Annotated in this window: 24 protein-coding genes; 11 read left to right on the top strand and 13 right to left on the bottom strand. The window is 73.7% G+C overall.

All coding sequences use genetic code 11. From position 1 onward, the window contains the following. The first annotated feature begins 35 nt into the window (after nucleotides 1–35). Nucleotides 36–926 carry an SDR family oxidoreductase gene (locus ACQPY0_RS29905; RefSeq protein WP_432967585.1) on the top strand — a complete coding sequence of 297 codons (891 nt, stop codon included), beginning with the start codon at nucleotides 36–38 and terminating at the stop codon, nucleotides 924–926. A gap of 3 nt (nucleotides 927–929) precedes the next feature. On the opposite strand, the gene ACQPY0_RS29900 is transcribed toward ACQPY0_RS29905, so the two are convergent. The 6 genes from ACQPY0_RS29900 to ACQPY0_RS29875 form a co-directional block, all read right to left on the bottom strand. Continuing rightward, nucleotides 930–1574, bottom strand: coding sequence for a hypothetical protein (locus ACQPY0_RS29900; protein WP_432967582.1), 645 nt, complete (start codon nucleotides 1572–1574; stop codon nucleotides 930–932). Between the two features lies 1 nt (nucleotide 1575). Further along, nucleotides 1576–3432, bottom strand: coding sequence for a ThiF family adenylyltransferase (locus ACQPY0_RS29895; RefSeq protein ID WP_432967579.1), 1857 nt, complete (start codon nucleotides 3430–3432; stop codon nucleotides 1576–1578). Nucleotides 3433–3461: 29 nt separating this feature from the next. Beyond that, the gene (locus ACQPY0_RS29890; RefSeq protein ID WP_432967576.1) at nucleotides 3462–4016 is read right to left on the bottom strand and encodes a hypothetical protein; all 555 of its coding nucleotides are present in this window, start codon (nucleotides 4014–4016) and stop codon (nucleotides 3462–3464) included. Between the two features lie 21 nt (nucleotides 4017–4037). Then, nucleotides 4038–4823: a hypothetical protein gene (locus tag ACQPY0_RS29885; protein WP_432967573.1), complete on the bottom strand. Its 786-nt coding sequence runs from the start codon at nucleotides 4821–4823 to the stop codon at nucleotides 4038–4040. A gap of 133 nt (nucleotides 4824–4956) precedes the next feature. Then, nucleotides 4957–6702: an Hsp70 family protein gene (locus tag ACQPY0_RS29880; protein WP_432967570.1), complete on the bottom strand. Its 1746-nt coding sequence runs from the start codon at nucleotides 6700–6702 to the stop codon at nucleotides 4957–4959. A 5-nt stretch (nucleotides 6703–6707) separates the two neighbouring features. Then, entirely contained in the window at nucleotides 6708–7856 is a 1149-nt protein-coding gene (locus ACQPY0_RS29875) for a hypothetical protein (protein ID WP_432967567.1), read from the bottom strand. Between the two features lie 266 nt (nucleotides 7857–8122). On the opposite strand from ACQPY0_RS29875, the gene ACQPY0_RS29870 reads away from it, so the two are divergent. After that, nucleotides 8123–9586, top strand: coding sequence for an MFS transporter (locus ACQPY0_RS29870; protein ID WP_432967564.1), 1464 nt, complete (start codon nucleotides 8123–8125; stop codon nucleotides 9584–9586). 316 nt (nucleotides 9587–9902) lie between these two features. On the opposite strand, the gene ACQPY0_RS29865 is transcribed toward ACQPY0_RS29870, so the two are convergent. Together ACQPY0_RS29865 and ACQPY0_RS29860 are read right to left on the bottom strand one after the other, a co-directional pair. After that, the gene (locus ACQPY0_RS29865; RefSeq protein ID WP_432967561.1) at nucleotides 9903–10727 is read right to left on the bottom strand and encodes a transglutaminase-like domain-containing protein; all 825 of its coding nucleotides are present in this window, start codon (nucleotides 10725–10727) and stop codon (nucleotides 9903–9905) included. A 10-nt stretch (nucleotides 10728–10737) separates the two neighbouring features. After that, entirely contained in the window at nucleotides 10738–10872 is a 135-nt protein-coding gene (locus tag ACQPY0_RS29860; protein ID WP_432967558.1) for a hypothetical protein, read from the bottom strand. 6 nt (nucleotides 10873–10878) lie between these two features. Here ACQPY0_RS29860 and ACQPY0_RS29855 point away from each other — a divergent pair, with 6 nt between their 5' ends. After that, nucleotides 10879–11064, top strand: a complete 186-nt coding sequence (locus ACQPY0_RS29855; protein WP_432967555.1) for a carbohydrate-binding module family 20 domain-containing protein — start codon at nucleotides 10879–10881, stop codon at nucleotides 11062–11064. A gap of 27 nt (nucleotides 11065–11091) precedes the next feature. On the opposite strand, the gene ACQPY0_RS29850 is transcribed toward ACQPY0_RS29855, so the two are convergent. Then, nucleotides 11092–11586, bottom strand: coding sequence for a MarR family winged helix-turn-helix transcriptional regulator (locus tag ACQPY0_RS29850; RefSeq protein ID WP_432967552.1), 495 nt, complete (start codon nucleotides 11584–11586; stop codon nucleotides 11092–11094). A gap of 64 nt (nucleotides 11587–11650) precedes the next feature. On the opposite strand from ACQPY0_RS29850, the gene ACQPY0_RS29845 reads away from it, so the two are divergent. The 3 genes from ACQPY0_RS29845 to ACQPY0_RS29835 are packed head-to-tail and all read left to right on the top strand — an operon-like array spanning nucleotide 11651 to nucleotide 13219. Next, nucleotides 11651–12427, top strand: a complete 777-nt coding sequence (locus ACQPY0_RS29845) for a hypothetical protein (protein ID WP_432967549.1) — start codon at nucleotides 11651–11653, stop codon at nucleotides 12425–12427. Nucleotides 12428–12458: 31 nt separating this feature from the next. Next, nucleotides 12459–12788 (top strand): nuclear transport factor 2 family protein, encoded by a 330-nt coding sequence (locus tag ACQPY0_RS29840; protein WP_432967546.1) that lies wholly within the window; start codon nucleotides 12459–12461, stop codon nucleotides 12786–12788. A gap of 11 nt (nucleotides 12789–12799) precedes the next feature. After that, nucleotides 12800–13219, top strand: coding sequence for a DUF1810 domain-containing protein (locus ACQPY0_RS29835; RefSeq protein ID WP_432967543.1), 420 nt, complete (start codon nucleotides 12800–12802; stop codon nucleotides 13217–13219). Nucleotides 13220–13346: 127 nt separating this feature from the next. On the opposite strand, the gene ACQPY0_RS29830 is transcribed toward ACQPY0_RS29835, so the two are convergent. Both ACQPY0_RS29830 and ACQPY0_RS29825 read right to left on the bottom strand, forming a co-directional pair. Next, a complete protein-coding gene (locus ACQPY0_RS29830) occupies nucleotides 13347–13994 on the bottom strand; it encodes a lysophospholipid acyltransferase family protein (RefSeq protein WP_432967540.1) in 648 nt (215 codons plus the stop codon). After that, a complete protein-coding gene (locus tag ACQPY0_RS29825; protein ID WP_432967537.1) occupies nucleotides 13994–15118 on the bottom strand; it encodes a TetR/AcrR family transcriptional regulator in 1125 nt (374 codons plus the stop codon). Before ACQPY0_RS29825 ends, ACQPY0_RS29830 begins: the two co-directional genes overlap by 1 nt. A 51-nt stretch (nucleotides 15119–15169) precedes the next feature. On the opposite strand from ACQPY0_RS29825, the gene ACQPY0_RS29820 reads away from it, so the two are divergent. The 3 genes from ACQPY0_RS29820 (at nucleotide 15170) to ACQPY0_RS29810 (ending at nucleotide 16704) form a co-directional block, all read left to right on the top strand. Then, nucleotides 15170–15640, top strand: a complete 471-nt coding sequence (locus tag ACQPY0_RS29820; RefSeq protein ID WP_432967534.1) for a DUF427 domain-containing protein — start codon at nucleotides 15170–15172, stop codon at nucleotides 15638–15640. A 283-nt stretch (nucleotides 15641–15923) separates the two neighbouring features. Next, nucleotides 15924–16346 (top strand): TetR/AcrR family transcriptional regulator, encoded by a 423-nt coding sequence (locus ACQPY0_RS29815; RefSeq protein ID WP_432967531.1) that lies wholly within the window; start codon nucleotides 15924–15926, stop codon nucleotides 16344–16346. A gap of 4 nt (nucleotides 16347–16350) precedes the next feature. Beyond that, nucleotides 16351–16704 carry a hypothetical protein gene (locus ACQPY0_RS29810; RefSeq protein ID WP_432967528.1) on the top strand — a complete coding sequence of 118 codons (354 nt, stop codon included), beginning with the start codon at nucleotides 16351–16353 and terminating at the stop codon, nucleotides 16702–16704. Here the strand turns inward: ACQPY0_RS29810 and ACQPY0_RS29805 are convergent. Next, nucleotides 16701–17504, bottom strand: a complete 804-nt coding sequence (locus ACQPY0_RS29805) for an expansin EXLX1 family cellulose-binding protein (protein ID WP_432967525.1) — start codon at nucleotides 17502–17504, stop codon at nucleotides 16701–16703. The two genes, ACQPY0_RS29810 and ACQPY0_RS29805, sit on opposite strands and share 4 nt — an antisense overlap. Nucleotides 17505–17537: 33 nt before the next feature. Here ACQPY0_RS29805 and ACQPY0_RS29800 point away from each other — a divergent pair, with 33 nt between their 5' ends. After that, complete coding sequence (locus ACQPY0_RS29800; RefSeq protein ID WP_432967522.1) at nucleotides 17538–18248, top strand: HD domain-containing protein; 711 nt, start codon at nucleotides 17538–17540, stop codon at nucleotides 18246–18248. A gap of 19 nt (nucleotides 18249–18267) precedes the next feature. After that, nucleotides 18268–18591, top strand: coding sequence for a hypothetical protein (locus tag ACQPY0_RS29795; RefSeq protein ID WP_432967519.1), 324 nt, complete (start codon nucleotides 18268–18270; stop codon nucleotides 18589–18591). Here ACQPY0_RS29795 and ACQPY0_RS29790 read toward each other — a convergent pair. Then, nucleotides 18569–20032: a hypothetical protein gene (locus ACQPY0_RS29790; protein WP_432967516.1), complete on the bottom strand. Its 1464-nt coding sequence runs from the start codon at nucleotides 20030–20032 to the stop codon at nucleotides 18569–18571. The two genes, ACQPY0_RS29795 and ACQPY0_RS29790, sit on opposite strands and share 23 nt — an antisense overlap. Nucleotides 20033–20187: the final 155 nt, after the last annotated feature.

The raw sequence follows: 20187 nt of genomic DNA, 5'->3' as shown, positions 1-20187 counted from the left end.
TGATGTCATCGAATGACATCAGCTTGGAGGCTGACATGCGAATCTTCGTCACCGGTGCCAGCGGCTGGATCGGCTCGGCCGTCACCGCCGAACTGCTCGCCGCCGGGCACGACGTCGTCGGGCTCGCCCGCTCCGACCGCGCCGCCGCCGTCATCGAGGGCCTCGGCGCGCGGGTCCGCCGCGGCGAGCTGGACAACCCCGACGACCTGCGCGCGGGCGCCGCCGACTCCGACGGCGTGGTCCACCTGGGGTACAACCACGACTTCTCCGACATGGCCGGCGCCGCCCGCACCGACCGCGCGGCGATCACCGCGCTCGGCGAGACCCTCGCCGGCACGGACCGCCCCCTCGTCATCGCCTCCGGCGTGCTCGGCCTGGGCACGCAGCACCCGGCGACCGAGCAGGACGTCGCCGACCCGGACGTCCACCCGCGCTCGGCCAACGCCCTGGCCGCCCTGGCCTTCGCCGACCGCGGTGTGCGCAGCGCGGTCGTGCGCTTCGCCCCGACCGTCCACGGCGACGGCGACTACGGCTTCATCGCCGTCCTGGTCGGCGTGGCCCGCGCCAAGGGCATCGCGGCGTACGTCGGCGACGGCACCGGCCACTGGCCGGCCGTCCACCGCGCCGACGCGGCCGGCCTGGTCCGCCTGGCCGTCGAGGAGGCCCCGGCCGGCTCGGTCCTGCACGCGGTCGCCGAGGAGGGCGTGCCGACCCGCGAGATCGCCGAGGCGATCGGCCGCGGCCTGAACCTGCCGGCCGGGCCGGTCCCGGCCGACCAGGCGTTCGCGCACTTCGGCTGGATCGGCCCGCTGTTCGGCATGGACTCCCGCGCCACCAGCACCGCGACCCAGCGGCTGCTCGGCTGGAAGCCGGCCCACCCGGGCCTGATCGCCGACCTCGACGCCGGGTACTACTTCAGGGCCTGACCCTCACCGGCGCCGGCGCACCGCCTGGACCAGGCCGATCAGGACGAGCACCGGGTAGAGCACATACGCCACCGGGCGCAGGTACTGCCCGTACGACCCGCCGAGGCCGGACAGCGCCGAGACGCACCAGCCCGGGGCGTGCCGGACGCTCCACTGCCACACCGGGTCCGGCACCCACTGCGGGAACCGGGCCACCAGGCCCGCGGCGAGCAGCGCCGGCCAGGCGCCGAGCCGCCCGAACACCAGCGTCAGCCCGAACGCGGCGGCCAGGCACAGCGGCACCAGCGCGGCCTGCGTGCGCGCGGCGGACCGGCCGACGTCACCGCCGTCGGACGACGTGTACCCGTGCCCGAACCACGTCTCCCACCCGACCCCGACCAGCCAGACCAGCAGCAGCATGGTCACGAACGTCCACCCGCCGCGCTGCAGCCGGATCCACAGCTGCCGGCCCGCCGACGCTCCCGCGGGCACCACCGGCACCGGCTCGGGCTCCGGCTCGAACGTGTACCGGGGCGGGTCGGGCCGGCTCGGCCGCCGCGGGGCCACGAACGAATCCCGCGGCGGCCGGGGCGGGGGCGCGGGGCTCGCCGCCTCGTCCCGGGCCCGCCGGGCCGCGTCGCGGATCTTGTTCAGGTCGTCGTTGGTCATCTCAGTCGACGCCCGCCGATTCCGTGGCCGGGTCCTCGGCGGCGCTGCGCTGCGCCGCGATCCCGAACCGCACGGCCTGCTCGGCAGTGAGGTGGCGCAGCAGCTGCTGCGTGCTCGGCGGGGCCGCGGGGGCGAGGGGGTCGCTGCGCCCCTCCGGCTCGCCGCAGACCGGGCACTCCCGCTGCGGCGAGGCCGACATCCAGATGCTCTGGAAGGCGTACTGGCCGGGGGTCTGGCCGAGCACCCGCCGGAAGAGCTCGTAGCGCTGCACCATCGCGAAGACCACCGTGGCCATCCGCTGCGCCCGCGGCTCGTCGAGGAACACCCGCAGCGCGCCGCCGTCCTCGCCGCGGTGCAGCAGGGCCAGGCCCAGCTTGGCGCCGGCGGCGCTGACGAAGTGGATGTCGGTGAGCAGGCCCGGCTCGGCCTCGAGCCGCCCGGTGTCGTAGTCGGTCTCGCGGCGCACCCCCGGCTCCCGGTCGATGCGGGCGTTGCCGGTGCTGCACTGCCAGCAGGGCCCGTCGGGATACGTGAAGATCACCTCGCCGCCGGCCGCCCGGCCGTACAGGCCGATGAAGACCGCGGGGGTGCCGGACCAGTACGCCAGGTGGTTGAGGCGCTGCTGGGCGGCGTTGGAATCGGTCGCGGCGACCACGAGGTCGGCGCCCTGCACCGCCCGCAGCAGCGCCGCGCGGTCGAGGTCGTCGACGGCGGCCGCGTGCCGCTCGACCCGCACGCCGGGGTTGATCGCGGCGAGCCGCCCGGCGAGCGCGTCGACCTTCGCCCGCCCGACGTCGGCGGCGAGGTACCCCGATCGGCCGAGGTTCGCCGGCTCCACCCGGTCGGGGTCGACGAGGGTGAACGCGCCGACGCCGGAGCGGGCGAAGACCTCGGCGACGTAGGAGCCGACCGAGCCGGCGCCGACGACCAGGACGTGCCGCTCGCGCAGCCGCGGGGAGAGGATGCCGCCGGTGCGGGCGAACAGCGGGGGCTCGGCGCCCTCGGTCACGCCCGGCGCCGGCGCAGGCGGCGCAACACCCGCCGCATCGGCCCCGGCTGCGGCGTCCGCGGCGACGGGTCGCGGCGCGGCACGAAACCGGCGGAACTCGCGAGCGACCTCCAGCGCCCGCGTCAGCCGGTCCACGGGGCGCAGCCGCAGGTCCCACGCCAGCGGCTGCTCCCGCGCGGTGCCGGCGTAGTCGATGAGCAGCGGGGGTACGGCCGGATAGTCCACGCTGAACAGCAGCGAGGCGTCGTCGTAGCCGGCCCCCTCCACCTGCCCGCAGATCATCGCAGTCCCGTCGATGTTCACCAGCACCGGCTCGCCCTCGGTGAAGCGCAGCCCGGCCCGGCGCACCGACTCCACGATCGGCACCTGGCGGGGCCGCAGCCGGACCAGCACGACGCCGTCGCGGCCGGCCCGGGCGCCGAAGCAGGAGACCCGGGCGGTGCCGTCGACGATGAGCTCGTGCGCCTGCGGCGGGTGAGCGGTGCCGAAGGTGACGATCAGCGCGAGGTACTGGCTCATCGCCGGGTTGAGCGCGAGGCTGCGGCCGTACTCGTAGAGGTCCTGCGACGACGGGTGCGGCATGCCGCGCGGGTGCGAGTGCACGATGCCCTTGAAGCGCGCCTCGGTCTCGGTCTCGACCAGGCGGATCTGGTGGCTCAGCGCCTCGGTGTTGTGATACTCCACGGCGGTCACCGGCGCGTCCACGTCGTGGATGAAGGTCGTGACGACGTCCGCGCCCCGGATGCCCAGCAGCGCACCGCCCTGCTCGGGCGCGCGGGAGCCGAGCGCCTCGACGAGCGAGTGCACGGCGTAGTCGGTGATGCGCAGGGTCGGCAGGGAAGCGGCCACGGCTGGTCGTCCTCGTTGTTGCTCCACGGCTAGTCGTCCTCGTTGTTGATGGAGAACGGGAACGTGAAGCCCTCGCGGACGTAGCTGACGCCCAGCGCCCACAGCACCGACTTGGAGTACGCCTCCTCAAGCGTCGCCTGGCCGTTGCCCTTGCGCTCGTCGAGGCAGATCAGGCCGTTGGGGTACAGGTGCGCGCCGTGCGCCGGCAGCTTGCCCTCCAGTTCCGGGGCGACGAGCTTGACCTTGTAGTCGGTGCCGTCGAAGTAGGCGAAGAGCGTGTAGTCGTGGCCGAGCTCGGTGGTGATCGAGTACAGCCAGCCGGAGACCGCGGGCTCGTCGATGAACACCGTGTTGCGGGGCAGCTTGTTCCGGGCGGTCCGCTGGTCGTGCAGCAGCCGGTCGACCGCGGCGAACGTGGCCTGGTGCACCACCGACACGGGCTCGGCGCTCGCGTCGTCGCCCAGCACGATGTTGCCCGCGCGGTCGACCTTCACCTGGTCGGCGGCGTTCGGGGGGTACGGCGTGCCGCGGCGCTGGGCGCGCTTGATGCGGTCGCGGACCTCGTTCAGGTCGATGTCGGACATCTCCGGCGCTCCTTATGGACCTCAATGGCTGTGTGTCGTGACCCGCTGGGGCTCGTAGACCCGCCCGGCGACCACGTACGCCGGGACGACGACCCCGGCGACGTTGCCCTCGGGCCGGCACTCCCCCCACACCCGCTGCGACTGCGCGTCGGCCGGCCGGCCCGGCTCGGCGTCGAAGTTCCAGCTGCCCTCCGGGCTCGCGGCCCGGGCCCGCCAGCGCAGCTCCGCGCCCGTGGTGGCCACCCGCACCGGCCAGTCGGGGGCGTCCTCGAGCAGGCCGCGCAGCCGCGCCTCGTCGATGTCCGGGCCGGCGAACATCGCCTGGCACAGCTCCGCGAGGCGCTCGGCGATCTGGTCGTGGTCGGGCTCGGAGCGGCGCAGGCCGCGGCGCTTCTTGGCCAGCACCGCGGCCCGGGCGGCGCTGGTCAGCTCCTGGTCGACGAAGGTGCGGAAGCGCTCGGCGATCTCCTGGTGCTCGACGTGGCGAGCGGTCGCCGCGCCGCCCGGCGCGGACGGGGTGCGGGCCGCGAGGACCTGGGTGAAGCGCCCGTCGAGGTCGTCGTGCTCCTCGCTCAGCGCGGCGATCTCCTGGCTGAGCCGGTTGACCTCGGCCCCCAGCAGCGTGCTCGCCGCCGTCGCGCCGTCGCGGCTGTGCTCGAGGCGCGCCACCGCCTCCTGCACCTCCCGCAGCGAGCGGGCCAGTTCCGTGAGGCGGGCGGCGTTGTTGTCGGCCCCCTGCTGCAGTGCCCGCAGCCAGTGGTAGGCCTCGGCCAGCCCGAACTCGTTCCGGCGCGATGAACTGCTCATGCCAGCCCCTCCGCTTCGCTACGGGACAGGCCTGAAACCCCTGAACCCCTGCGGGCGGCCACAACGCCTGGTCTGGCTCGATGATGCTTCGCGCCGATCGACCCAGACCAGGCGCCGCTTCGCTCCGTACCGCTCATGCCCCGCCCCTGCCCATGCTCGCGAACATGATCCGGTGTTGCAGCGTGCGGCCGCTGGCCGCGTCGACGGCGCTGACCGCGATCTCGGTGCCGCCGAACGCCAGGGTCAGCACCACGCCCCGCTCGGCCGCCGCCCGCCCGTTCGCCGGGCCGATCGGCACGTTGACCGTCCCCAGCACCTGCACCTGCGGGTCGTCGGCGTAGCGCGGCACGTCGGCGGCCTCGGCGCCGAGCATGACCAGCTCCAGCTCGGTCTCGGTGTCGCTGACCGGGAACAGGGTGACCTTGCGCTCGGTGTCCACCGGCAGCAGGTCGTCGCGCTTGACGATCGCCTCGAACCGGTCCATGCACAGCCGCCGGCCGTTGTCGTTGCCCGGCAGCAGCCGCTCCGGCGGGTCCAGCGCGTCGTCGAAGGGCAGGTTGGTGGCGATGCCGTAGGTGCGCGGGCTCTTGCGGGCGATGACGACGTCGGGGTCGAGGGCGAAGTGCACGGCGCCGGCCAGCACCGCCGAGGCCGGGTTCGGCGGCACCTGCACCGCGGCCCGCCCGTGCAGGTGCTGGGTGAGCCGGCTGCGCAGGTACGGCGACTGCGCGAACCCGCCGACGAGGAACACGTGGTCGAGCCGGCCGGCGCCCACCCGCGCCAGGTGCTCGTCGACCAGGGCCAGGATCGGCTCGACGACCTCGTCGAAGGCGGCCTTCACCTCGGCGTTGCTCAGCACGATCGGCTCCTCGACGCCCTGCTGGGAGGCGGCGAAGCGGGCCAGGCGGCCCTCGGAGGACAGCAGCTGGTACAGCTTCACGGGCAGCGGCAGGTTGAACGGCGCCCCGCGCGAGGGGTCGAAGAAACGCTTGTCCCGCTCCCAGTTGTCCAGGATCTCCAGCACCGCCGCGGGCAGGTCGACCTGCAGCCGGTGCAGCAGGTCCCCGCCGATGCGCTTGGCCAGCACGTTGACCAGGAACGCCCGGTCGACGAAGGTGCCGCCGTGCGGGCCGCCGGAGGCGTGGCCGAGCTCGGTGAGCGAGCCGGCGGCGTCGATGCGGAACGAGCTGAGGTCGACGGTGCCGCCGCCGGCGTCGATGACGAGCATCGCCGACTCGCCCGGCTCCTGCTCCCCGTCGGCCCCGGCGGACAGCTGCAGGTGCCCCTGGCAGTACTGCGTGGCGACCTCGGGCTCGACGGCGATCAGCAGCCGGCGCACGTCGTCGGGCATTCCGGCGGCCACCGCCGCCCCGCGCATCAGGTGCCGCTCCCGGTCGCGCCAGATCGCCGGGACGGTGACGCACCAGCGGATCTCGTCCTCGCGGACCTGCGCCTCGTCGGTGATCCGGTCCACCGCGTAGTGGTAGAGCTCCCGCAGGTATCGCGTCACGAGCCGCGCCGCGGCCGGGTCGCCCTCGGGCAGCCGCATCTTGAAGCCGTGCTCGAGCCCGATGTCGGTGCCGCCGCGCGACTCGAGCTTGTAGCGGCGGGCGGCGGCGAAGCCCCAGTCCAGGACCTTGCCGCCGGCGTCGACGAGCAGGGCGCTTCGGGTTTTCACGTACGGCGCCGGCTGGTCGATCCACTCCATGTGGAACGTGAGCCGGCGCTCGGCGATCGGCCGCTGCTGCTCGCTGGTGAACGCCCACGCGAAGCCGCTGCCGTGAGTGCCGAAGTCGATGGCGGCCGCCACTCGCGGGCGGGCGTGGCGGGGGCGGCGGGCCCGCTGCGGCTGGTGCGCCTGGGCGCGGAGGTTGGTCATCGCGGCTACCCCAGAAAGAAGTCGGCGGCTCGCTCCGCCTTCGTGCGGTCGGTGTCGGTGGGGCCGCTCGGCGGCAGCCTCAGGTCGCGGCCGGTCAGCTCCTCGATGCCGGCCCAGCCGTCGCGCAGGGCCTGGTTGCCGGCGATCGCCGCCCGCGGGACGGTGCCGGCCATCGCGACGGCGGCGTTGCTCAGGCCGCTCTCGGCCAGCACCCGGGCCTGCCCGAGGCTCGCCTCCTCCTGGCCGAGCCGGCCGCCGGCGGCGGCGAGGTCGTAGGCCCCGGCGAGCGCGGCGCCGAGACTGCGGCGTACTGCCTCGTCCTCGCACTGCAGGTGCACGCGCGGCGGGCGGCCGCTGCGCAGCAGGTGGTACCAGTCGCCGAACACGCCGGCGACGGTCCCGCACAGCTCGGCCAGCTGGTCCTGGAAGGCGAGCAGCTCGTCGCCGCCGGAGCCCGGGTCGGGCAGGTTCAGCTTCGGCAGGTTCACCTTCAGCAGGTCGTCCGGGCCGCCGGAGGTCAGCCCGAAGCCCAGCAGCGACGTCCAGACGCGCCGGCCGGCCTGGATGTCGCCGTGGATGAGCACCGCCGGGCGCCCCTGCAGGGCGTCGCGGATCGTCATGAGGTCGACGTCGGCCTGCTGCAGCGGCCGGCGGAACAGCCCGGCCAGAATCGCCAGGCTGTCGTTCCAGGGCAGCGAGTCCCACGTGCGCCGCAGCGCCACGTCGAACTGCGGGCCCTGCTGGGCGTCGTCGAAGAACGGCGCGATGAGCAGCACCGGCTGCCCGCCGCGCAGCTTCTCGTCGAGCACCCGGCGGACCTCGTCGCGGTCGAACTCGAACGGCGTGCGCGCCTCGCGCATGGCCGCCCGCTGCTTGTGCACCGTCGCCATCGCCTCGAACTTGACCAGCTCGACGGCGCGGCCGTGGTCGCGGCGCGCCTGGCGCTCGGCGAGCATGCTCTGCACCTCGCGCTCGGCCCGGCGCTGCTCGCTCTGCAGCTTCTGCTCCTCCCGGCGCAGCGTGCTCAGCAGCTGCTGCCGCTCGGCGAACGCGCGCCGGTCGTCGCGGCTGCGCATGATGTCCCGGGCCCGGCCGATAATTCCTTGCGTCAATCCCCCGAGGACGGCGACGAGCAGTGAATCGAGCCCGAACACAGGCGCCTCACAGGACCTCGGGGATTGAGTGCCCCTGTTGTAGCAATCCGCCCCACCGGCCTCAACGCCCGCGCGCAGGTCCGATCCCTACAGTCACCGCCTGCTGACCGTCCGGCGCGCCCGCCGCCCGAACGACCGTAGCCATTCCGGGTGTACCCGCCGGCGCTCCGGCGGCGGCGGTGAGAGTTCGCCGCGCTGACCGGGTGGAGACCCCCATCACATCCGTTCCACGTCTTCCGGAGGACAGCCTCCGATAGTGTGGAGGCATGCCTCAGGTTTCCCGGTCCTCGTACCGGCTGACGTTCGGCGTCCTGGCGTCGTCCACGGCGGCCTTCGCGATGTTGCAGTCCCTGGTCAGCCCGGTGCTGCCGGTCATGCAGAAGGACCTTTCCACCGGGGCCGACACCGTGACCTGGGTGCTGACCGCCTGGCTGCTGGCCGCGTCGGTGGCCACGCCGCTCATGGGCCGCATCGGCGACATGGTCGGCAAGGAGCGCACGCTGCTGGCGGCGCTGGCCGCGATCGCGCTCGGCTGCCTGCTGGCCGCGCTCGCCCCGAACATCGGCGTGCTCATCGCCGCGCGGGTGATCCAGGGCCTCGGCGGCGCGCTGTTCCCGCTGTCGTTCGGCATCATCCGCGACGAGTTCCCGCCCGACCGGGTCGTCTCCGCGGTCGGCGCCATGTCGGCCGTGATCGCCCTCGGCGGCGGCCTGGGCATCGTGCTGGCGGGCCCGGTCGTCGCGGCGCTCAACTGGCGCTGGCTGTTCTGGATCCCGCTCGGCGTCGTCGTGGTGACCGGGCTGCTGGCCTGGCGGTTCGTGCCGCCGTCGCCGCAGCGCTCGGCCGGGCGCGTCAACTGGCTCGCCGCGGTGCTCCTGTCGTCCTGGCTCGCCGCCCTGCTGCTGCCGCTGAGCAAGGGCAACGCCTGGGGCTGGGGCTCGCCGCTGACGATCGGCCTGCTCGCCGCGGCCGCGCTGCTGGCCGTCGCATGGGTGGCGGTCGAGTTCCGCTCGCGCAACCCGCTCATCGACATGCGCATGATGCGCCTGCCGGCGGTGTGGACGACCAACGTCGTCGCCCTGCTCTTCGGCGCCGGCATGTACGGGGTGTTCGCCTTCCTGCCGCAGTTCCTCCAGGTCCCGAGCAGCACCGGCTACGGCTTCGGCGCCTCGGTCGGCGAGGCGGGCCTGCTCATGGTCCCGATGCTGGCCACGATGGCGGTCGCCGGCATGCTCAGCGGCCAGATCGCGGCGTGGTTGCCCAGCCGCGTCCAGGTGATCGCCGGCTCCCTGCTGGCCACCGCGTCCACCGCCTCCTTCGCCTTCGCCCACGCCCACCCGTGGCAGATCGCGGTCGCCGGCGTGGTCTTCGGCATCGGCATCGGCCTGGCGTACGCCTCGATGACGGCCCTCATCGTGCGCAGCGTCCCGATGGCCCAGACGGGCGCGGCGAGCGGCATGAACGCCAACATCCGCACCATCGGCGCCTCGATCGGCACGGCCGTGGTCAGCTCGATCGTCACCGGCGACCTGCGCGTGGACGGCCTGCCGACGGAGCCGGCCTACACGGCGGCCTTCGTCGCCCTGGCGGTGTCCGCCGCCCTGTCGGTCGCCGTGGCCCTGCTCATCCCGCGCCACCGCCGCGCCGACCCGGCCCGCGAGGAGCACACCCAGATCGAGCCGGAGGCGGCGCAGACCCCCGAGCTCACCGCGGTCGCCGGCCGAAGTTGACCACGGCCGGACGCACGACCCTGCGCAGCCCTCCCACGCCGCTGGGCGAGCGACCTCTGCGGGCGGTGACCGCTCTGCGCACTGTGGTCCTGGTGGGGGCTGTTCTCGGCGAAGGACCGCGACTACCAGGCCCGGCTCGACGCCCTGGCCGCGCAGGTGGCGGCGCTGGGAGGACAGGTGCTGGAACGGTTCGTCCAGCGCCGGGGCGTCTCGGACGGTGGGGTGCGGCTCATGACCGCCCCACTGTCCCGGCCTCAGCCTCACGCCGGCCGCGGCCGTGACGCCGGTCGCCCGCGCAGCCGCCGATAGCCGCTGCTCAAGCGGGACGTCGGGTGAGCTCCGGCGGGACCGCCAGGCGCGGGTCCCAGCCCAGGGCCTCGCGGGCCGCCCGCAGCGGCCCGCCCGCCGTGCTCACCGTGGCGACGCGGTCGAGCAGGGCGCGGTCGGGCTCCGGCAGCTCGTCGTAGTGGGCCGGGATGATGCCCCAGCTGTCCCACGGCAGGACCTCGGCCCCGGCCAGCGCGGCCAGGTCGCGGACCACGTTGCCCTGGGCCTCCCACAGGCCCGACAGTCCCGCGGACCGCACGCCCACCGTCGCCGGGTCGCGCCGCCCGGTGCGGCACTCCTGCCAGGCCTGGCCGCCGACCAGGAAGCCGTCGCGCGGCACGTCGAGCGGGTCCAGGTCGCCGGTGTCGTAGATGCCCGGCGGGCCGCCGGCGACCTGGGCGTCCAGCAGATACCAGCCGCGGCCGTCCTGCCAGACCTCGGCCACCCAGTGGTCGTCGTTGAAGCCGTCGACGAAGTAGCCGGCGAAGCCCGCCCTCGCCCGGGCGGGGATACCGCACGCGCGGAGCAGGGCGACCAGCAGGACCACGAAGTCGCGGCAGGTCACCGCCAGGCGGGCCGAGGGCGGGCGCTCGTCGAGGGAGCCGAGGCGCTCCAGCATCGCCGCGACGAAGCGGATGTCGGCCTCGTCGCGGCGATGCTCGGGCAGGTCGACGCCGAACGTCGCGGCCCAGTCGCGGTGGACGAGCACTCCCCCGACGACCTTGGCCAGCGTGCCGGGGTCCGCGGGCAGGTCCAGGGGGCGTCCGGGGTCGGTGACCGGGCTCTGGGTGCGGTAGAACTCGAGGTCGTCCATGCCCGCGACCCTAGACCGGGGGTACGACAAGAATCCGGCCGGACAGGACCAGATTTGAAATGTCGGGCCGTCGCCCGGCGGCGCGGCGGGCGAGGATCAGCAGGCGCTCGTCGTGGGTCTCGCGCCAGAACGCGATCGCGTCCACCTCGACGTGGGCGAAGCGCAGGCCGCCGCCGGCGCCAACTGGACCAGGACGGTGACACTGCCGGCCAACACTGCGGTGGAGTACAAGTTCATCAAGAAGAACACCGACGGCTCGGTGACCTGGGAGAGCGGCGCGAACCGCATCCTGAACACGGCCACCACGTCGCAGATGGTCAACACCTCCTGGAAGTAGGTTCGTCCACTGTGGACGACGGGTCGCTCACCCGTCGTCCGCAGTGGCCAGGACCATCTTTCGCAGCAGGTCGGCCAGCGTCCGGCGCTCCCGCGGGCTGAGCCGCGCCAGCAGCGCCGCCTCGCCGCGCTCCTCGCCGCCGAGGTGGCGCTCCAGCGTCGCGTTGCCGGACTCGGTGAGCCGCACGTGCACCCGCCGCCGGTCGGCGGCGTCGGGCTCCCGCACGATCCAGCCCGCCTCCTCGATGGCGGCCAGCCGCGCCGAGAGCGCCCCGCGGGTCAGCCCCGTCTGGGAGGCCAGTTCCGAGGGGCTCAGAGTGTACGGCGGGCCGCTGCGCCGCAGCAGCAACAGCACCTTGAGCTGCCAGTACTGCAGCCCACCGGCGGCCAGCCCCTCGCGGCGGCGCCGGGCCTGGTGCCGGGCGAGGATCGACAGGCGCACGAAGATGGCCTCGGCCACGGGGTCGAGCGCGGCGAGCTCGTGGGCCCAGATGTCGACGTGACGATCGGCGGCGTCCTCCACGCACCGACGGTACCGCGGGATAGTTTTCTTGTGGATAGTTTTTTCGATTACTACCGTCGGCGCCATGACCGACACCGTCACCATTCCCCTGGCCACGCTCCTCGCGGCCGCCCGAGGCCTCGCCGGTGCGGCGCGCTGGGAGCAGGCCACGGGGCTGCTCGACGCCGCATCCCCCGGTGACCCGCGCATCGCGCTGGCCGCAGCCGACATCGCCGTCGAGGCGGGCTGGTTCACCGGCATCGAGGACGGGCCGGCCCGGCTGTCCGAAGTGGACGAACACGGCTTGGACGCCGAGGGCCGCTGGGACCTGGAGTTCACGTGGCTGCGGTACGAGTACCGCGCCGCCATGCGCCGCCGCAAGGATTCCGCGGTACGGCAGCGCGCCGAGCGCCTCGCGGCCACCGCACCTGATGCGACCCGGCTCGGCTGGGCGCACATGTACCTCGGGCTGATCTGCGACAACGTCTTCTCCGAGCGCGCGGACGCGCCGCCGCACTACGCGATCGCGCTGGCCAACTCCGACGCCGACCCCCTGCTGCGCCGCGAGGCCCAGCGCCACCTCGGCGACCACGCCCACGACCGCGGCGACCACGAGGACGCCCTGGCCCGCTGGCGCGACGCCACCGAGGCCGGCGCCCGCGCGGGCCTGGTCGCCGGCACCCTGTCGCAGCAGATGCTGCTGGCCGTGCTGGCCCGCGACGCCGGCGACGAGGCCGGCGCGGTGGCCCTGGCCGCGGAGATCGAACGCTGGGCGCTGGCGATCGGCGCGACCCGCACCGCCGCCCAGGCGACGGCGTTCCGGCGCGGCGTCGACCCGACCCAGCCCCCGCCGCAGGAGTGACATCGTTCAATGGTTCTGGTACACCTTCGGCATGGCAGAGCGAGTGCTCGAGCAGTGCCGGCTGTTCAACGACGGCGTGCGGACCGGTGACTGGGACGGCTATCTGGCCCGTTTCGGCGACAACGCGACCCTGAGCATCGCCGGGGACCCCGCCAGCCCGTACGTCGGGCGGGAGGCGATCACGGCCGCGTACACCGCGGCGCCCCCGGACGACACCCTCAGCGTCACCTCCGTGGAGTCCGCCGGCGACGAGGACGTGGCGAAGGTCGCCTGGTCCCAGGGCGGCGGCGGAACGCTGCGGGTGCGCTGGTCAGCGGGGCGGATCGCCGAGCTGACGGCCGAGTTCGACGCGCCTGCGTAGTCTTGGCGGGTATGGAGGATCCGTACCAGCTGTCCCGGTTCGTCGACGCGCAGGAGCACGTGTACGCGCACGCGCTCGGCGAACTGCGCGACGGCAACAAGCGCGGCCACTGGATGTGGTTCGTCTTCCCGCAGGTCGAGGGGCTCGGCCACAGCTCGATGGCGCAGCGTTACGCCATCCGCTCCCTCGAGGAGGCCCGGGCGTACCTGCAGCACCCGGTGCTGGGCCCCCGCCTGCTGGAGTGCACGGACGCGCTGCTGGCCGACGCGCTCCACACGGCGGAGGACATCTTCGGCCCGGTCGACGCGATGAAGCTACGCTCGTCGATGACGCTGTTCGCCCACGCCGAGCCGGCCGAGAACCGTTTCAAACGCGTCCTGGACCGCTACTACGATGGCGCCGAGGACGCGGAAACGGTCCGTCGCCTGTAGGTTACGCGGGGTGAGGCGGGCGGCTGAGATTTGGCAGCGTGCTGTAGCGTGGTCAACCGGAGCGGCGCGCGAGACCGCAGCCATCTAGTTTTCGTTCATCTAGTTTTTCGTTCATCTGGTTTTTCGTTCATCGCCCGAGCCGCAGCATCGGGGCGTACTCCGAAACGTACTCCTGCCCGCTCAACGCCACGACCCGCGCCATGACCGCGTCGGTAGCCTCCCGGATCGATCCACCGGCGACGTCCATCGGCGCCCCGAACCGGAACGCGACCCGCACTCCCGGCACCCGCCGGGGCAGACGGGCATCGATAGGCTGCACGAGGTCGGTGCCGGTGACGCCGAACGGCACCACCGGCACCCCGCCCAGCCGGGCCAGCCGCACGGCCCCGGTCCGCCCGCGGTAGGCGCGCCCGTCCGGCGAGCGGGTACCTTCGGGGAAGACGGCGACGAGCCCACCGTCGCGCAGCACGGGCACCCCGGCGTCCAGCGCGGTGAGCACCGCCCGCCCACCGCCCCGCTCGACCGGAATGGCCCCGAGCCCGCGCACGAGGACCCCGGCGAGCCGCCGCCGGCGGAAGTACTCGGCCTTGGCCCAGAACGCGATGTGCCGCGGCACGACCGCGCCGAGAAAGAGTTCGTCGGCGACGGACAGGTGATTGCCGGCCAGGACCGCCCCGCCGGCGGGAATATGCTCGAGGCCTTCGACCCGGGGCCGCCACCCGAGCCGCAGCGCCCGCCCGACGGTGGCCCGCACGAGGCGATACAGCACCGGCATCACGCACCCCGCCCGACGTGCGCGTCGAGGGCGGCCTCAAGCAGCGCGTCGGGCGACTCGGCACCTGTCGCGAGCCCGAGACTCCCCCAGTGCCACAGCTGGGCGATGCCGTGCAGGCTCGCCCACAACGCCCCAGCCGCCACGGCCGCCCGAGCCGCCACCTGCCCGTCCGCCGCACCGCACTCCACCGCCACGACAGCCCCACCACCCCCATCCGCCATGCCGCGATCATGCGCCGGGAAGCCCCCACCACCCCCATCCGCCACGCAGCCATCACGAGCCGAGAAGCGCCCGCCATCCACATCCGCCACGCAGCCATCACGAGCCGAAAATCCCCTGCCGGCCTCGGCGCTCTCGCGAGTCGCGCTCGCCTCGCCGTCCACTTCGGTCCCACCCTCCGCTTTCGCCGCGCCGCAATCACTTGCCGCGGACCCGCCGCCGGCCGGGAAGTGCTCGTGGGTCGCGCTCGCCTCGACGGGTCCGCTCGCTGTGCCGCCGCCATGCGTCGCGGGCTCTCTGCGAGCCGCGGATTCCTCGAGCGTCGTGGCGCCCGGCCCGGCCGTGGCATGCGCGCGGGTCGCGGGAAACGGGCGCCCCGCGGTGTCCGCCGCTGCGTTCGGGCCGGCCTCCGAGGCCGCATCGCCGCTCGCCGTAATGTCCTGATTTATCATATCTCTACGGTGAATAGCCGTATTTTCCGACATTTCGGCGGCGACAGTCTCCCGGCGGGCAGCCGCCAGCAGCTCGACCAGCGTTTCGAACAGCGGCAGGCTGGCGTCACGCAACCCGAGATGGTCCGAGCGCAGCAGGTCGTGGCGGAACATCAGCTCGTACATGCCGCGCCGCTGCCCCGCGAACGCCAGATAGGCCCGCGCCAGCCCGCCGAGCCGCGCCCGCGCGGGCCCCTCCGGAACCGTGGACAGCCGCTCCGCGAGCTCGGCGAACCCCTCGCGCGCGATCGCCGACAGCAACTCCACGTGCGTCGGGAAGTATCGCCGCGGCGCCCCGTGCGAGACGCCCGCCCACCGCGCGATCTCACGCAGCGAAACCGCACCCGAACCCTGCGCGTCGACCAGCTCGACCCCGGCCCGGATGAGCCGCCCCCGCAGCCCTTCGTCGTCCATAGACACTGTCTACCGAACCAGCGTAGACACTGTCTACGAGACAATGGACACATGAGAAGAGCCGTCGAGTCCGTGTGGGACTACCCGCGCCCGCCGCGGGCGGAGGCGACCAGCCGGCGTATCGCCGCGCGCCACGCGGGCGAGCCGGTGTTCGACTCCACCAGGGCGGTACGCGTGCTGGAAACCTCACATCCGCCCGTGTACTACATCCCGCGCGAAGACGTCCGAGCCGCGCTGAGCCCCTCCACACGGCGTACGTTCTGCGAGTTCAAGGGCGTGGCCTCGTACTGGGACCTCACCGTCGGCGGCACAGTCGTCCCCGGCGCCGCGTGGTCGTACGAGGAGCCGTCCAGCGGGTACGAGCTGCTCACGGGCCGCCTGGCGTTCTACCCGGCGCTACTGGACGAGTGCACGGTCGACGGCGAGCGCGTCACGCCTCAGGAGGGCGACTTCTACGGCGGCTGGCGCACGAAGGATGTCACGGGACCGTTCAAGGGCGGGCCCGGCACGGCCGGCTGGTGAGCCGGAATGCTCGCAGCACCGCGACCCGCCCCGGCCGATCCCGTTGGACATGGGCAGCTGGCCGGTGATCGATCGGAGCGTGTCGCGGTGCTGACCCATACGTTGCCAACCGGTCCTGACGTGGCGCTGAAACGATCCTGACGCCCCGCCAGACCACGTGCCGCAGCGGCGGGCGTCGGCGGCGACGTCGCACCAGTCCCCGCGGCGCCGAGGCGCACGACCGGACCACATTTAGGAACAGTCGTTCTTGACCGATCATTCCTAAAGTTGTACCGTCGACAGCATGGGACGGCCGCGAGGATTCGACGAGGAGGCGGTGATCCGCGAGGCCGTGGCGATGTTCGCCCGGCGGGCCTACGACGGCCTCTCGGTGGACGACCTCGTCACTGGACTCGGGGTGCACCGCAACAGCCTGTACAAGACGTTCGGCAGCAAACGCGGACTCTACCTCACCGCGCTGCGCACCTACCTGCGCGACGACCTCGAACCGCTGCTGTCCGGCGCGACCGATGCCGAGGCGCTGCTCGCCGCCGGCGACGGGCTCGACCTGCTGCTGCTCGCGGCGGCCGAGCAGGCTCCGCTGGACGCCGAGGTGGGGGCGCTGGTCGCCGGGGCGCTGGCGCGCATCGACGAGGTACTGGGGCCGGAGGGCACCGATCGACTGCTGGGCCTGCGCCTGCGGGCCCGGATCAAGATGGAGGAGTGAATCGATGGCGACCGTGAGCATCGACGGGGAGACGCTCGTCGTGGAGATCGAGGGGCTGGACAAGCTGTGGGCCCTCAAGAGCCGGCTGGCGATCCCCCTCGCGAACGTGCGCGGGGCGACCGCCGACCCGGGGATCTCCCGCGAACCCAAGGGCATCCGGGCACCCGGCGCCTACATCCCCAACGTCATCACCGCCGGCACGTTCCACCTCGACGGGGAGAAGGTGTTCTGGGACGTGCACGACCCGCGCAAGGCCGTCGTCATCGAGCTGACCGACGAGCGATACGCGCGGCTGATCATCGAGGTCGACGACCCGCGCGCGGTGGTGGCGATGGTGGAGGGCGCGGTGCACCGCTAACACTTCGGCGGCGGCGGCGCACCCGTCGTGACGATCTCGGCGGGGACGGCCGACGGCGCGGGCGCGGGCGAGGACTCCACTGTGGAGGGTGCCGGGCTCGACGGCGACGGCGACGGGCCGCCGTAGAGCGACACCTGGGTCTGCTGGAAGTCGCTCTGACCGAGCGCCAGGTTCTCCACGACCGCCTGGTGGCCGTACACGTCGGAGATGCGCAGCGTCACCGGGCCGGACAGCCCCGACGGGCCGGTCCAGGTGTTGTCCTCGCCGTGGCGCAGGGGCGTGAAGCCCGCCCCGGCCTGCAGCTCCACAGTGGACAGCGGGTTGCCATGGTTGTTGACGACCACGCTCAGCGAGGAGTACCCCTTGCCGCCCTTGACCTTCACCTGCAGCGGGCCGACCTGCGGGTCGCGGACGGTGGCGTAGGCGACCGGGATGATCCCGGCGCTGAGCGCCCCGATCCGCTGGAAGGCGCCCTTACCGATGTCGATCTTTCCGGCCGGGCAGCTCGGGCACAGGTCCACCACCTGGACGCGGGTCGTGCCGTTCGGGCCGGTCACGTCGAGCAGGGTCCCGCAGCCCGCGCCCCCGGCGTACTCAGCCCGGCCGACCGCGGCGTAGGCACCGTCGGCGGGGGTGCCGAGGTTGCACATGCCGTTGCGGCCGGCGGTGTAGTACGACGCGGAGCCACCGGCCGCACACGCGGCGCTGCCCCCGACCTGGGTCATGAGCACCACCGCCACCACCGAGGCGACGACGACAGTGGCGGCGGGCACGATCCAGCGAAGGTGACGGCGATTCACGTCCGGGATCGTACCGTCTGATATTTCATACCCATGGACTTCCCGTCGTACCTCGGAACCATGCCGATGCACGCGATCACGGAGATCTATGGAGAGGCGGGGCTTCGGGAGCGGTACCGCATCGAGATCCAGCGCTTCGCCCCGCCCGAGCGCGACCGGCTCGCCGCCGCGCTCGACCTCGCCGCCGAACTGCACCGCGACGACCGGCGGGTGCGCGAGCCGTACCTCAACCACCTACTGCGCGTCGCGATCCGCATCATGCACCACTACGAGGTCTCCGACGTCGAGGTGATCGCCGCCGGGGTGCTGCACGACGCCGTCGAGGACCACCCCGACGAGCTCGCCGGCCACCCGGGCGCGACGATCGAGCAGGCGGTCGCCGCGCTCGCCGGCCGCTTCGGCGAGCGGACCGCCGGGCTCGTCGAGGCGGTCACCAACCCCGAGTACGACCCGTCATCCGACCGGCACGAGCAGTACCGGGAGCACGTCAGGGCCAGCCTGGAGCGCGAGCCGTGGGCGAGGGTGATCAAGGTCTCCGACTTCACCGACAACGGCGTCGGTGTGATCCACACCACGGGCCCGAAGGTCGAGCGGTCGGCGACGAAGTACCGCCCCATGGTCCCCGTGCTGCGCGAACTCGTCGCCCGGCCCGACACCCCCCTGTCGCGGCTCGTGAAACAGCACATCTTCCGGCAGCTCGACCTCGCCGAGGAGCGCTTCGCGGCCATTCTTGACGGGCGGTGAATGTGCGAAGGTAATCATCGTGACGATGGTGGAACTCGCGGTGGGCTGGCTGGCGTCGCACCTGTTCGACCGGGGCCGCCCGGAGCCGGCCGCGCCGGCCGGACCGGCGGTCGAGGAGCAGCTGCGCGGCCTGGCCGGCCTGGTGCAGGCGAAGCTGGAGGACGACCCCGCGCTGCTCAGCCTCGAGCAGGAGTCCGCCACGTCGCCGACGCCGTCCGCGGGCACGTTCCGGCGGGTCGTGCGGGCCCTTGAGGACGCCGTCTGGACCGATCCCACCTTCGGCGAGGCCCTGGCCGCGGTCGTCCAGCGCCTACGGCCGGTCATGCCGGGCCCGGCCGACTGACCACCCCGGCGAGCAGCTCCGCCGCGCGCCGGGGGTCCGAGCCGGCGACCGCCTCCCGCACCGACGACAGTGGCAGCCGCCGGCCACTCGCGGCGACGGTCAGCTCACGGCCGGTGTCCACGATGGACCGTCCTGAGTAGACGATTCGTAGCCGGCGCAGTTCGAGGCGTACGCCGCGCGGGAGCACGGCACGGGCCGTAGGCGGTGGCGATGCCGGCACGCGCGGGGCGGGGCGGGTGGTGGTCACGTCGTCGAGCAGCTCGCGGTAGCCGCGGTACTCGGCCCCGGCCAGCCGCGGCGGGTCCCCGCCGCGGCGCAGGGCCGGGAACGGGCTCGGGCGCCCCGCGAGCGTCTCCAGGGCCGCGTCCAGATCGAGGCGCACAATGCACTCGGCGTCGTCGACCGTCACCGCGAGCACGTCGCCGGGGCGGTCCGCGTCGCGGCCCACGATCAGGTAGCCGAGCGCGAGCAGCACGTCGTCCGGCGCCGGCGGGTCCAGTGGCAGGCCGAGCAGCCAGGCGCGGCCCGGGAAGCGGCCCAGGCATAGCGCCGGGGTCGCCCGCAGCAGCAGCCACTTGGCGAGCTTCGGGCGCAGCAGGAACGGGGCCGGGACCAGCTCGCGGTACAGCGCGGCGGCCGCGTCGAGCACGCCGCGCGGGTCGGTGCGCAGGCCGGCGCGGGGGTACCGCAGCGCGAAGCGCTCCGCGCCGTAGCGGTCGTCGGGCCACAGCTCGGCCGCGGCCGCCCACCGGCGCAGCGGTCCGCCCGGCGGCTGCGCCACCCGGGCGAGCAGGGCCGGGATCTCGGCGGGCATCGGCGGGTACCGCTGAAAGAGCGACTCCAGCGTGAACCCCGGCTCGTCGAGCGCCCGCTCCAGGTCGGCGGCGGAGAGCCGCACGGCGTCGAAGGCGTTGCCGGTGAGCGCCGGCGGGCCGGGGCGCACGAGTACGCCGGCGCCGAAGACCGCGCCAGTGCGCTCCCACAGGCGCACGCATTGGCGGCGCTCGTACTCGGAGGCGTCGTCGGTGAGTTCGGCGCGGTACTCGGCGACCGTCCGCGAGTGCGGCACCCCGGCCACGGTCCCGCCGGCCGCGGCCGCGAGCACCTCGTCGTCGTTGCCGGCCAGGCTCGGCGCGGCGCTGAACAGCAGGTCGCGGCGGCGCAGCCCGGGCGCGTCGAGCAGGCCGGCGAGCGAGGCGATCCGGCACGCGACGATCCGTACGTGCACCAGCCCGGCCAGCCTCGGCACCGCCACGTCCCCGGCGACCAGCGTGAGGCGGCGCAGGCCGGTGCAGCGGGCCAGGCCGGCGAGGTCGTTCGGGTGGACGACGACCAGGTCGGCCACGGCGGCCAGTTCGGCGTCGGTATGCGGGGCTGGGTGCCCGACGGCCCGGGTCAGCGCGTCGGCCACCGCCGGGTCGAGAGCCGGCTCGACTGTCATCGGCGCAGGCTGTCACCGGGGGCTGACGGCGCGCTGAAATCGCGGCCGGCCGATCGCCCGTTCCGCGAGGGATCACGCCACGCTACCGGTTTGCTCCGCGAGGGATCACGCCACGCTACCGATTTGCTCCGCGAGGCATTACACCGCGCCACCGA

Source organism: Dactylosporangium sp. CA-233914 (assembly GCF_050942935.1).
Classification (GTDB): domain Bacteria; phylum Actinomycetota; class Actinomycetes; order Mycobacteriales; family Micromonosporaceae; genus Dactylosporangium.
This window is presented reverse-complemented; position numbering and strand designations above follow the sequence as displayed.

Excerpts from the sequence above, each read along its gene's own strand:
- ACQPY0_RS29800 (WP_432967522.1), top strand. The coding sequence starts at position 17,538 with ATGGACTTCCCGTCGTACCTCGGAACCATGCCGATGCACGCGATCACG.
- ACQPY0_RS29905 (WP_432967585.1), top strand. The coding sequence starts at position 36 with ATGCGAATCTTCGTCACCGGTGCCAGCGGCTGGATCGGCTCGGCCGTC.
- ACQPY0_RS29845 (WP_432967549.1), top strand. The coding sequence starts at position 11,651 with ATGACCGACACCGTCACCATTCCCCTGGCCACGCTCCTCGCGGCCGCC.
- ACQPY0_RS29885 (WP_432967573.1), bottom strand. The coding sequence starts at position 4,823 with ATGAGCAGTTCATCGCGCCGGAACGAGTTCGGGCTGGCCGAGGCCTAC.
- ACQPY0_RS29810 (WP_432967528.1), top strand. The coding sequence starts at position 16,351 with ATGGCGACCGTGAGCATCGACGGGGAGACGCTCGTCGTGGAGATCGAG.
- ACQPY0_RS29815 (WP_432967531.1), top strand. The coding sequence starts at position 15,924 with ATGGGACGGCCGCGAGGATTCGACGAGGAGGCGGTGATCCGCGAGGCC.
- ACQPY0_RS29790 (WP_432967516.1), bottom strand. The coding sequence starts at position 20,032 with ATGACAGTCGAGCCGGCTCTCGACCCGGCGGTGGCCGACGCGCTGACC.
- ACQPY0_RS29880 (WP_432967570.1), bottom strand. The coding sequence starts at position 6,702 with ATGACCAACCTCCGCGCCCAGGCGCACCAGCCGCAGCGGGCCCGCCGC.
- ACQPY0_RS29830 (WP_432967540.1), bottom strand. The coding sequence starts at position 13,994 with ATGCCGGTGCTGTATCGCCTCGTGCGGGCCACCGTCGGGCGGGCGCTG.
- ACQPY0_RS29865 (WP_432967561.1), bottom strand. The coding sequence starts at position 10,727 with ATGGACGACCTCGAGTTCTACCGCACCCAGAGCCCGGTCACCGACCCC.
- ACQPY0_RS29890 (WP_432967576.1), bottom strand. The coding sequence starts at position 4,016 with ATGTCCGACATCGACCTGAACGAGGTCCGCGACCGCATCAAGCGCGCC.
- ACQPY0_RS29835 (WP_432967543.1), top strand. The coding sequence starts at position 12,800 with ATGGAGGATCCGTACCAGCTGTCCCGGTTCGTCGACGCGCAGGAGCAC.
- ACQPY0_RS29870 (WP_432967564.1), top strand. The coding sequence starts at position 8,123 with ATGCCTCAGGTTTCCCGGTCCTCGTACCGGCTGACGTTCGGCGTCCTG.
- ACQPY0_RS29840 (WP_432967546.1), top strand. The coding sequence starts at position 12,459 with ATGGCAGAGCGAGTGCTCGAGCAGTGCCGGCTGTTCAACGACGGCGTG.
- ACQPY0_RS29825 (WP_432967537.1), bottom strand. The coding sequence starts at position 15,118 with ATGGACGACGAAGGGCTGCGGGGGCGGCTCATCCGGGCCGGGGTCGAG.
- ACQPY0_RS29820 (WP_432967534.1), top strand. The coding sequence starts at position 15,170 with ATGAGAAGAGCCGTCGAGTCCGTGTGGGACTACCCGCGCCCGCCGCGG.
- ACQPY0_RS29900 (WP_432967582.1), bottom strand. The coding sequence starts at position 1,574 with ATGACCAACGACGACCTGAACAAGATCCGCGACGCGGCCCGGCGGGCC.